This is a genomic window from Fibrobacter sp. UWB4, assembly GCF_002210345.1.
Taxonomy (GTDB): Bacteria; Fibrobacterota; Fibrobacteria; order Fibrobacterales; family Fibrobacteraceae; genus Fibrobacter.
This window is the reverse complement of the sequence record NZ_MWQI01000007.1, coordinates 113899-126629: the sequence shown is the minus strand read 5'-3', so window position 1 is coordinate 126629 and position 12731 is coordinate 113899. Positions and strand designations below refer to the sequence as shown.

Sequence of the window (12731 nt, the reverse complement as noted above, 5' to 3'; positions counted from 1 at the left end):
ATGGAAAATTTCAGTCTCCAAAAATTTGATCCTTCCAAAAGCCTTTTCATTGAAGCCTCCGCAGGCACTGGCAAAACGTACACCATCCAGTTGATGGTCGCAAAGCTTATCAGCCTTGGCACACCGCTCAAGAAAATCCTCATCGTCACGTACACCGAGAAGGCGGCCGGCGAGCTCAAAGACCGCATCCGCAAAAAAATTGACGAAGTCCTTGTAAGCCGCAAGCTCGACAAGACAAACGAAACCGAAAAAGAACTCAACGACGCTACGCTTGCGCTGTTTTCCAAGGCTTACCAAGATGTAGACAACGCCGCCATTTTCACAATCCATTCGTTCTGCCAAAAAGCGCTCAAGGAATACGCCTACGATGCAGGCAGACCATTTGACATGTCGATGATTGACGATAGCGAAGTTCACGATCTCGTTGAACAGTTCATTCGCGACAAGTGGAGCGACAATAGCGATTTCCAGTTTTTGCTCAAGACCGATTCTGCGCAGTCCATCGCGAACAAAGTTGCAACTAGCCTCGAAAATATCGTCAACGTCTATCGCGGTAGTGAAGGCGACTGCGAAATCATTCCTCTCGACAAGCCAGAGCAAATCACATTCGGAGATACGGCTTTAAGCGATGACGACATCCGCACCATTGCCGTTGCAAAAACATTTGACGACATTCTCAACATTGCCATTTTCCAAGACGCTTTTTCGACACTCGAAAAGCACCCGTCTGAAAAATTTGGCAAAACATCTAAAAATTGCATCAGCGATTTTTTAAATGCGCTCAAGCTTTGGGAAAAAGACAAGACGCTCTTTTCTGGCGTTTCATTCAAGGATAGCGATTTTATTCGGACAACTTGGCCGTCCGACGCTTACGAAGCTTTTTTGACATTCAAATCGTTAAAAGAATTGCTCCCTTCCATCAATAGCGTTTTGCTGAACAATTTCTTGATTCCGCAAGCAGCCACCGTTTTTGACGAATGGCAAAAGCACAAGACCGAAAAGAAATGCCAGTCGTTCAACGACATGATTCTCTCGGTGCACCGCGCAGCGCTTGACACGAGCAAGGGCGATTCCTTGCTCAAGAGCAGGCTCCGCGCACAATACACATACGCCATCATTGACGAATTTCAGGACACAAACCAATTGCAATGGGATATTTTCAGCGCTATTTTCGACAAGATTTTTGTCGTGGGCGATCCCAAGCAATCTATTTACAGTTTCCAGAGTGCCGACGTGAACGTCTATCAAAAAGCGATTCACGAAATCAAAAACGGCATGTCGCTACAGACAAATTTCAGGTCCACCACGGGAATCATCAACGGTTGTAACGAACTTTTCAAAGGCAATTTTTTCACACCGAACGAAGGGGCGACAAAACTCGTCGATTTTGAGCCATCGCTCCCGCCGCAAAACGAAAAGCAAATCAAGGCTCCGCCTAAGATTAACAACAATGAAGTAGCTCCCATCTGGATTAGCGAACAAGATATCAACGAAGTCGATTTTGCACGCGCCGCCGTTCAAAAAATCATTGACTGGTGCACTTTTGTCGATGGCAAAACCGTATTGCAAGTTTTCAAAAAAGAAGACTGCACACAATACCGAAACGTGACCTTCAAGGACTTTGCCATCCTCGCCCGCAGCCGTGGTGAAATGGACGCCATCGAAGATGCGATGCGTTCTGCTGGCGTTCCGTTCAGCCGTTACAAAGACAGCAATCTTTTCAGTTGCCGTGAATGCGCCGAATGGATCGCCATTTTCAAGGCAATCAACGCACCTGATTTTTCGGCATGGAACAGGCGCCTTTTAAGCGAAGCGCTTATCACGGACTTTTTCAGGATTGTACGCCAGGACATACACTACGCCGAAAGCAAAGCGTTCGACGACCCGAACAATCCCGTGCGACAAAAATTAAACGCATGGACGGAACTGGCACAAAAGCGCCGTTACGCCGAAATGCTCGAACGCATTTACAGCGACACGCAAGTCGAAGAACGCTTGACCGAAATTTCGAGATTGCAAAATTTGGCAAGGCTCCGCCAAATCGGCAATTACGCCATCGAATATCTTTATAATCACAACTGTTCCATCGAAGATCTTGTGCGCCACTTGGAAGCGCTCGCAAGCTACAGCGAAAACGCCGATGATGAAGACGGCAACCTCGTCGAAAAAAGCAGCGATTACGACGCCGTGCAAGTCATGACGATTCACGCCTCGAAAGGCCTTGAATTCCCTGTCGTGATTTCTGTCGCAGGTTTCAAGGGCAAGCGCCCCGCAACAGGACCGTTCCTTTATCATGACAACGATGAAATTCGTCTTGGCTTCAGTGAACACGCTAAGACCACACGCGAACTCGAAGAACTTGAAGAATGGAAGCGACTCTTCTACGTCGATTTCACACGTGCATCTTCGATTCTCATGTTGCCGCGTTACGAGAAATGGAAAAACACCAAAGGAGTCAAGCCGGAATACGCATTCCTTGAAAGTTCCATCAATGGTCTCATCGAAAACGCATCGGATCTGACGACGATTTTACCGAAAATAGAAAACTGGAATCCGCAACAGCTCAGCGAAACCGTCAAGGAGCGCATTTTAAAACCGCTCAATGAAAATTCCGAAATCGGGAAAGCATTAAGCGCTGACGAAATTCGAGACAACATCATCCAACAAAAATGCGCCATGGCAAATTTGCAAAACAAGCTCGCCGACGCAAGCATCATGCAGTATTCTTACAGCTCACTTTCGGGCAAAGCGGATTCGCCTGTAGACGCCGATGATGGCAACCGCACGAATCGCGAGGGCGAAGAAATCGCAACAGCGCGTACGTCAACAGTCCAGATTCGCGACATTGATACCGCAGCTGTCAACTGCACCATCACAGCCGATGCTTCGCTTGATTACCAGACGCATTTGAACGAAAGTGCACACAAGTTCCCGCGCGGTTCACATGCCGGTAACGCGCTCCACCGCATTTTCGAATGCACCAAGTTCCAGCAGTTCGGTCTAGAAAACAAGACGCTCGAAGATGCGCTCGCGAATCCGCAAACGAGAAACATCATCGAAGAAGAATTCAAGCGCGAATCGCTCCCCATCTGGAATCATCGCGACGCCTGGATTGATATCGCCACACGCTACACGTGGAATACGTTGAACGCAAGGCTGCCAGAAATCGCGGGCAATTCCGTGCAATACACAGAGCAAGATTCCGCAGGGAACGCCAAACAAGATGCGCCGCAAACGTTCGCGCTGGTTGACATTCCACTAAGCGACCACAAACCCGAAGTACAGTTCAACCAGAACGCCACTGACGAGATTCTGGCGAACTCCCATAACGAGAATCGCGCAAACTCTGAAAATAACGCAAGCGATGAAAAACGCGCCGAAAGCGGCGACATTCTCAAGCGTTTCTGCAAAGGCTTCATCGACTTGCTTTTCGTCCGCACTATAAACGGTCAAAAGTACTATTCCATTCTCGACTGGAAATCGGACATGCTAGAGAACAACAACTACACGCCCGATGCACTCAAGGAAAAAGTCGATAACGATTACTCCATCCAGCGCGTACTTTACAGCTATTGTCTGATTCAATGGCTTAAGCAGTTCTACGGCGAAGGTACAGCCGAGAACTTGAGCGAATCTGAAATTTTTGAAAAGCACTTTGGCGGTATCTATTACGCGTTTATTCGCGGCACCGAAGGTGGCACACCCAAGGGCATTTACGCACAAACTTGGAACAGTTTTACCGACCTTGCAAGCGCCTATCAAAAAGTGAAAGGTCTCATGAGCAAGCCCTCCATCGTTAAGGAGGAAAACTAAAATGGACAAGAAAATACTCGCTACAGAATCAATTGACGAATTCATTGACGCGCTTATCGAAATGCGCGGACTCGTTCCGCTTGACAAGCACTTGCTCCATTTGCTTTTTGAAATCAAGAACGACATTTCGCTCCATACACAAAAATTCCTGACACTCAGCATGTCGCTCCTCGACGACGGAAACACACGCGTTCCGCTGGAAGCATCGAAGTTCACGGATATGTGGACTCGCAAATGGAACGGTCTCGTAATGCTCCGCATTAGCACCGCCGAAGAAGACATCGACGAAAACGCATTTGCAACCGCAAGCGATTTCGCAAGCATCATCACAGGTGGCATTCAAGATATTTTGACAAACGACTTTTCCGCCATCATGGAAAGCCGCGAAACCGACACCGCATCCGCCGAAGATTCTTTGAGCAAGCCATTCATTCTCGCCAAGCGCGAAAGCGGTACGCACCTTTATTTCACCAAGCATTTCGACGCCAAATGCGTGATTGAAAAAGCGGCGAATATCTTGTTCAAAAACGGAAGCAAGCCAAGCGAAGAAGAAATCGCGCAGTGCACCGAAAAAATTGCAAGCATCTGTAATCCTTTCGGCGACAAACCCTTCACCATCAAGAAGCGCCAAGCAGAAGCCATCATTCGCGGGCAATCCGAAAACCTCGTTATCACAGGCGGCCCGGGCACCGGCAAGACCACCGTCGTTCTTTACATTCTGTGGAATCTACTCGCAAGCCACAGCGAAATGCTCGACTGGAACATCTATCTCGCCGCCCCGAGCGGCAAAGCCGCCGATCGCATGCGCGAAAGCCTTATCGACGGTCTCGCCAGAATCCGCGACGAACAAAAGACCGACAACGAGCGCATTTTCCGCAAGCTGAACGAACCCGAAAGCAGCACTATCCACCGCCTGCTCCGATTTTCCAAAAGCACGGGCGGCTTCATGTACAATCACGAAGAGCAATTTCCAAAAAATTCCATCTTCGTCATTGACGAAGCGAGCATGATCGACATCGAAATGTTCGCAGCACTTCTCGAAGCTATCCCCGAAGGCGCACGCATATTCATTCTCGGCGACCCGTTCCAGCTCCCATCTGTTGATTCCGGCGCCGTCCTCGGCGAAATCTTGAAAGTGCAATCCGGCAAGGATTTTTCCGTCAAGCTCAACGAATCCAACCGATTTGACGATCGTTCAAACATCGGTAAGCTCGCCGCAGAAATCAAGGAAGTCGCCGAGAGCAAGGACAACAACAAGTTCGTCCCGCACAAATTCGTACACGATTCCGACGAAATTGGGAATGCGCGCAACCTCGACGAAAACAGCGACATTGCAAACGAAAGTGCAGCGACCTTCAAAGACAAAGTTTTCTACAGAAGGATCGAAACCGACAACACCCCGCTTACAAAAAAAGAAGAAGACAAGCGCATCGAATCGTTCATCGCCGAATGGTCCCGCGATTTTGCCAAGCTCCCCGAACTTGCCGAACAAATCAATCCGCAACGCACCGGCACCGAAGCAGACGACCCCGACCTCAGCGAAACCGCTCGACGCAACCAAATCTGGCAACTTTCGCTGACAAAGCGAATCCTCTGTGCCGAGCGACGTGGCCTCCGCGGCATCGAAAACATCAACAAAAAAGTTTGTTCCAAAATCAAGAGCCTCTGGCGCGCCAAAAAGAAATCGCAAGGCGAAACCGTCCAATGGGATGACTCAGGCTACTTCCCGGGCCAACTCCTCATCATCACGCGCAACCAAGAAATGTTTAAGCTTTACAACGGCGACACGGGAATCGTCGTCTTCGACGGCAACACGCCCTGCCTCATGCTCAAAAAAGCGCCACCCCAAGGCAGCGAAAGAACCCGCGACGACTTCGTCTTCTACCCGCTCTCGGTCCTCCCCGAAGATTCCATCACCACCGCGTTTGCCATCACCATCCACAAGTCGCAAGGCTCCGAGTACAAACACGTCACCATGTTCCTGCCGACAAAAATCGGCCACCCCCTGCTCACCAACCAAATCATATACACAGGCATCACCCGCGCCAAGGAGAGCGTCACCATCATCGCAAGCGACGACACATTCAAAGCCGCAGTCACCACAGTCAGCGAGCGCGACACGGGAATTTCGCTATAGTTTTACAATTCTTTGTACCTGCGCCCACATTTCTGTGTATATTTAAGTAAGAAAAAAATAAAGGAAGAAAAATGGCAACAATCAAAGAACTCAAAGCAAATGGCGCCCCCCGTTTTAAAGTCCCGGGCAAAGAAGAAATCTACGACGCATTCGACCAGTTCCTCGCAGAGAATTTCCTCGGCGAAACCGTCGAAGCCATCCCCGCAGCACCGGCCAACGACGAATTCGCCCCACAGGCTCTCGCCCTCTACGCCATCGCGAACACCGGCAAAGGCAACGCAGGCCTCTGGAAAGCAGGCACCGGCACGTCCTCCAAAAACTGGGACTTGAGCTTTTTGCAGGGCATCCTGAACCAGTTCTCCACCCTCCCGGCAGCCACGCGCGGCAAGACCGTCGCCGAAATCAAGGAACAGCTCGAAGACTTTGCCTCCAAGAAGTTCGCCAAGAACCCCGCAAATGCCCGTAACGGACTTTTACACCTCTGCAACCCAAACATCTACGCCCCGATTTATTCATTTGCAGACAAACTCGCAATCTGCAAGGAACAGTCTCGCCTGCTCGAAGACTTCAAACTTTCAAACCGTTGGGACAGCGGCCTCTTGAAACTCAAAGTTTTCCGCAAAGATGGTTACGTCGCCATCCAAACTGACGAACAGCTCTGCTGGATTTTCGACAAACTCTCCGTAATGCACAAAATCGAAGACGAAGAATTCGAACAATTCATGAAGAACTACTTCACCGCTCCGAAAAAGAGCACCGCAAAGAAGAAGTAATTAAAGCGTCACCCCGCTCTCGTCATCCTGACGCGAAGGCGTTCTCGTCCCAGACTTGAACAACTTCTCGTCACCCTGAACGAAGTGAAGGGTCCAGTTATTTCTAGATAGCACATCGCCCGCACACATGCGGGCGAATTTTTTCTAAGCTGCATTTTTACATTCCATTATAATTATATATTTCGCTTAACGCATCATCTCGCAAAAACGATTGATCCGCCCCTTTAACGACATTCTGTTTATTATATGGCTATCAAGAAGAACGAACTCTACTCTTCTCTCTGGGAATCTTGTGACAAACTGCGCGGCGGCATGGACGCAAGCCAGTACAAGGACTACATTCTGACGCTCCTTTTTGTGAAGTACGTGACCGACAAATTCAAGGGGCAAAAATACGCCGATATCAACGTCCCGGCAGGCGGTAGTTTTGACGACCTCGTCGCGCTCAAGAACAACAAGGACATTGGCGAAAAGATGGACAAGGCCATCGCGAAACTCGCCGAAGCGAACAACCTAACAGGCGTCATCGACAACGCAAAGTTCTTCGACAATTCCAAGTTCGGTAACGGCAAGGACATGGTCGATACCTTGACCGGCCTTGTATCTATCTTTGAACGCCCGGAATTCAATTTCAGCAACAACAAGGCGGGCGGCGACGACATTCTGGGCGATGCCTACGAATACCTGATGCGCAACTTCGCCACCGAAAGCGGCAAGAGCAAGGGGCAGTTCTACACCCCGGCAGAAGTGAGCCGCATCTTGGCGAAAGTCATCGGCCTTGGGAAAGTCAAGAACAGAAACACCACCATTTACGACCCCGCATGCGGTTCGGGCTCGCTCCTCATTCGCGCAGCCGACGAGGCTCCCTTCGACATCGCCATTTACGGTCAGGAAAAAGAAACCACGACGGCGGGCCTTGCAAAAATGAACCTGGTTCTTCACAACAAGGCAAGTGGCGAAATCAAGTCGGGCAACACGTTCTCGAACCCGCAATACCTGGACAACGGCGCACTGAAACGTTTCGACTTTGTGGTCGCGAATCCTCCGTTCTCGCTCAAGAACTGGACCGACGGCTTGCAGGAATTTGGCCGCTTCGACGGCTATGACGATCGCCCGCCCGAAAAGAACGGCGATTACGCTTGGCTTTTGCACATTCTCAAGTCGCTCAAGCCCACCGGCAAGGCGGCAGTGATTTTGCCCCACGGCGTGCTTTTCCGTGGCAACGCCGAAGAAACCCTCCGCAAAAACATCATCGACCGCGGCTACATCAAGGGCATTATCGGGCTCCCCGCGAACCTTTTCTACGGCACGGGCATTCCCGCCTGCATCATCGTGATGGACAAGGAAGACGCTGCCGAACGCCAGGGGATGGGCGGCGGCATATTCATGATTGACGCAAGCCACGACTTTGTGAAAGACGGCCCCAAGAACCGCCTGCGCGAACGCGACATCCACAAGATTGTGCAGACCTTCGTGAACCGCATCGAAGACGACCCCAAGTACGCGCGCTTTGTCCCGATGGAAGAAATCAAGGTCAAGAACGGCTACAACCTGAACATCCCGCGTTACATCGACAGCGGCGACGCCGAAGACGAGCAGTCCATTGACGCCCATTTGAACGGCGGCATCCCCGCGGGCGACGTGGATTCCTTAAAACGCTACTGGGATATTTTCCCGGGCCTCAAGAGCAAACTCTTCAAGAAATTCCGTGCGGGCTATTACCAGCTCAAGGTAGAAAAAGACGAAATCCGCAGCGCAATCTTCAACGACGAAGAATTCAAGGCCTACGCCGAACAGATTGACAATGCCTTTGACGCATGGCTCAAGAAGTCTTCCAAGAAGTTGATGAACATCGACGGCACGGTAGATGTGAAGAAGTTTATCATAGAACTTTCGGAATCGCTGATAGACGAATTCCGCCACATTGAACTCGTGGACTTTTACGACGTTTACCAGGTGTTGCTCGCCTACTGGCAAGAGACCATGAGCGACGACGTTTTCGTGCTCAAGTACGACGGCTACATGGCCGGTGCCGAAATCGTGAAAATTTTCAAGAAAGAATCCAAAAAGGACGACGGCAAGAAAAAGGCCGAGCCCAAGGAAATCGGCTGGGAAGGCAAACTTTTGCCCAAGACCGTCATCGAACGCGTTTACTTTGCCAAGGAACAAGCCGAAATCGAGCGTGCCGGACAAGTTGTCGCCGAAAGCGAATCCAGACTCGAAGAATTCGTGGAAGAAAACAGCGGCGAAGGCAGCGTGCTGGCCGACTACGTGAAGGAAGAAAGCGAAGACCTGGACGCAAAGAAAATTGCCGCCAAGCTGAAGGAACTGAAAAAGCAGAAAACGACCGGCGAAGAATTCGATGTGCTTGCCAAATACACCGAACTTGCCACCACCGCGAAAAATCAGGCAGGCGTTGTCAAGGAACTGAACAAGGCGCTGGACGAATCCGTCAAGAACAAGTATGCCGAACTCACCGAAAAAGAAATCAAGGACCTGCTCGTAAAACAGAAGTGGAGCTTTGACATCTTTGAAGGAATCAAAAGCCTTTACGACACCACCAGCCACAAGATTGCAACCCGCGTGACCGAACTCGCCGACCGCTACGAAAACACGCTCCCTGACCTCGAAGCATCCGTCGCCGACTACGAAACCAAAGTCAAGAACCACCTCAAAGAAATGGGATTTGAGGTATGATCAAGACAAGAGATGAAAGAAGAATGACGAAAGAAAAGGTCACTGAGCTTGCCGAAGTGACCGGTGTTTCTTGGTGTCATCCTGAGCGGAGTGTAACGGAGTCGAAGGATCTAGGGCTTAATTTATGAAAGAAACGAAATTCAAACAGACTGAAGTCGGGATGATACCGAGCGATTGGGAAGTAAAGTCTGTTGGTCAACTTACAAATGTGCTAACGGGTTTCCCATTTCCTGGAAATACAATCCTTGAAAATGGAAATGTAAGATTACTTAGAGGGGTTAATATTACGGAAGGTCAAATTAGACACTCGGATGATATTGATCGTTTCTATTCTGGGAATATAGAGTCATTAAGAGAATACGCACTACGTGAAGACGATTTAGTCATAGGAATGGATGGCTCTAAAGTTGGAAAAAATTCTGCAATCATACATAAAAATGAAAGTGGTAATTTATTAGTTCAGCGAGTCGCTCGATTAAGAGTGAAAAATTCAAAACAACCGATATCGTATCTTTTTTATTTTATATCATCAAACAATTTTATCGCATATATTGATTCGTTAAAAACAAACTCGGCTATTCCTCATATTAGCCCTGCCGATATTAGAAATTATACGATTCCTTTACCATCGAAAATCGAAGAACAACAACGCATTGCAAACGCCCTCTCCGACGTTGACTCCCTAATCGCGAACCTTGAAAAACTCATCGCCAAAAAGAAAAACATCAAACAAGGCGCAATGCAACAACTCCTCACCGGCGAGAAACGCCTCCCCGGATTCGGCTCAGACGAAAGAACGGGCTCACACCCTACAGACGAAAGACGAAAGGAGTGTCATTCTGAGCGAAGCGCAAAGCGCGAAGTCGAAGAATCCAGTGGCTACAAAATGACCGAACTCGGAATGATACCGAGCGATTGGGAATTTGTTCCTGTTAGTGAATTAGCGAAGGATATGGCAGATGGCCCTTTTGGCAGTAATCTGAAAAAAGAACACTATACATCCGATCCTCAGACCAGAATTATTCAACTTTCCAACATTGGAGAAAATGGATGGGAAGATGAAAATACGAAATATACGACTTTTGAACATGCGAAAACAATCGCTCGTTGTATCGTACCAAAAGAAGAGTCAATACTTGTTGCAAAAATGATGCCTGCGGGGCGTGCAATTATTTGTCCTAAAAAAGAAAAACAATATGTTCTCGGCTCAGATGTAATTCGTATAACAGCAAATGAAAAACTGAATTCAAAGTATTTTGTTTATACTTCTAAATCAGATGCATACTTGAAGCAGATTTCAGATAATACGCAAGGAAGTACAAGGCAAAGAACAAGTATTAGTAAATTGCGTAAGATTTTGATTTTATTGCCGTCGCTCGCCGAACAAACTGCCATCGCAAACGTCCTCAGCGACATGGACACCGAAATCTCGGCCCTCGAAACCAAACTCGCAAAATACCGCAAACTCAAAACCGGCATGATGCAACAACTCCTCACCGGAAAAATCAGACTTTTATAAAAAAGGAGATAAACATGTGTGATTTATTGAAAAAGATTAATTTATACCATATTCCATATACAATTGATGGGTTACCACAAAAAACAATTGTAGATGTAAAGAAAATTCCTGAAATGAGGCGGAATACAAACATTCTTGTTATTGATGACTCTGGTTTTGTTTTGATAGAGGCGTTAAGAAAGTATGGATATCAAATGGAAGAAAAGAAAGATTTAGATAGCGTAAACGATGTTGCCGCATATGATATAATATTATGCGACATTAGAGGAGTAGGTAAATTTCTCAATAGCAAATATGAAGGAGCAAAGTTAATACAAGAAATCAAATTGAAATACCCTTCAAAAAAAGTTATAGCGTATACTGCAGAAGATTTTAGTCCGTCTTATTCAAACCTCATTGATTTTGCTGATAAAAAAGTTGAAAAAGGAACATCTGTAGATGATTGGACATCTTTGTTAGATGATTCAATTAAGGATAAGTATGACTTGAAAAAACAATGGCTTATGACAAGAGATGCTCTGATAAAAGAAAATATTCCAATAAGACTTGTTGCAGAATATGAATCTGAATATGTGAACGCCATATCGAAAGGGTCAATAAACAAGATGATTCAGAGGTTTACAGACAATCAATCAAATGGATCCGCTGTAATGATTGAACTACTGAAATTAACGAACAATGTTCTTGCACTAATCCTTAAATTTAATGGTGGTGCAGCATGATTTTAGTGCCAATGATTGACGAAAATGATCAATTGACGGATGGATCTTTTGTCAAGGCTCATATGGGCTGCATAAATCGTTTTAGAGAGGGAAAATGTAAATCATTTTACGATTCAAAAAGAAATGAAGGAACTGAAGGTTTTTTTAAATGTCCTTGCGGAATGACTGCGTTTTTATTTCATCAAGAAAATGGATCTATCGCTTTTTTTACTTGCCTTCGAAATGAAAAATATTATGATAAAAAGAGAGAAAGAAGTCTTTTAAGTAGTCTCATTCCCTCTTGTAATCCGGTCCTTTCTAATGACGAATGTTTGGCTTTTGTTGATAACGCTAGAAAGGCTTTGTCCATAGAAAAAAAAGAAAAAGAATTAACAGATTACTACAAAACATTTGTACATGAAATAAGAAGCTTGAACGGAACAAATAAATCACTAATAGACTTACTTTTGCAAGAAAACTTTCGAGAAGAAGCTGGCGAAATATCTGATGATCAGTATAAAGAAATTAAAGAAAAATTAAAAACAGTCTTTTTTTCAAGTTTTATTATTTCTCAAAAATTATCATTAAAACATATTGAAGAAAGTTACTTTGATAGAAAGAAAGCGACAAGTATTGTTGTATATAAAAAATTTGATAAAATGGCGAAAATTTATTCGTCTTCAAAGCAACATGTTTTTATAAATGGAAATTCACTGAAAGAAATTTATACAGACACCTATTTTGAGAACATACCTTTATTACTGATAGATAATGCTGTAAAGTATTCTTATCGTCATCGAGATGTTAATATAACATTTAATGAATTTGGTTCAACACTAAAAGTTGAAATCGAATCTTTCAGTCCTTTTTGTGATTGTAAGGAGATTTCTGAAATTACAAAAAAAGGGTATAGAGGGAAAAATGCATCATGCATCGCAGAAGGCTCTGGAATAGGCTTGTATCTTGTTCAATTATTGTGTGAACGATATGGCATAGAGATGAAAATAGAATCGGTCAGTCCCAGTTCTATTGATGGCATTCAGTATGGATATTTTAAAGTAACACTTCTCTTTAAATAAATCCTCATATCG

Annotated in this window: 7 protein-coding genes; all 7 read left to right on the top strand. The window is 46.3% G+C overall.

What is annotated here, in order from left to right:
* The 7 genes from B7990_RS11205 (at position 1) to B7990_RS11175 (ending at position 12719) form a co-directional block, all read left to right on the top strand.
* Complete coding sequence (locus B7990_RS11205) at positions 1-3813, top strand: UvrD-helicase domain-containing protein (protein WP_088641030.1); 3813 nt, start codon at positions 1-3, stop codon at positions 3811-3813.
* Position 3814: 1 nt separating this feature from the next.
* Complete coding sequence (locus tag B7990_RS11200) at positions 3815-5950, top strand: ATP-dependent RecD-like DNA helicase (RefSeq protein ID WP_088641029.1); 2136 nt, start codon at positions 3815-3817, stop codon at positions 5948-5950.
* A gap of 71 nt (positions 5951-6021) precedes the next feature.
* Positions 6022-6723 (top strand): hypothetical protein, encoded by a 702-nt coding sequence (locus B7990_RS11195; protein WP_088641028.1) that lies wholly within the window; start codon positions 6022-6024, stop codon positions 6721-6723.
* A 246-nt stretch (positions 6724-6969) separates the two neighbouring features.
* Positions 6970-9420 (top strand): class I SAM-dependent DNA methyltransferase, encoded by a 2451-nt coding sequence (locus tag B7990_RS11190; protein ID WP_088641027.1) that lies wholly within the window; start codon positions 6970-6972, stop codon positions 9418-9420.
* A 124-nt stretch (positions 9421-9544) separates the two neighbouring features.
* The gene (locus B7990_RS11185; RefSeq protein WP_088641026.1) at positions 9545-10939 is read left to right on the top strand and encodes a restriction endonuclease subunit S; all 1395 of its coding nucleotides are present in this window, start codon (positions 9545-9547) and stop codon (positions 10937-10939) included.
* 14 nt (positions 10940-10953) lie between these two features.
* Positions 10954-11661: a hypothetical protein gene (locus B7990_RS11180; protein WP_088641025.1), complete on the top strand. Its 708-nt coding sequence runs from the start codon at positions 10954-10956 to the stop codon at positions 11659-11661.
* Between the two features lie 11 nt (positions 11662-11672).
* Entirely contained in the window at positions 11673-12719 is a 1047-nt protein-coding gene (locus B7990_RS11175; protein WP_141099269.1) for a sensor histidine kinase, read from the top strand.
* The last annotated feature ends 12 nt before the right edge of the window (positions 12720-12731 follow it).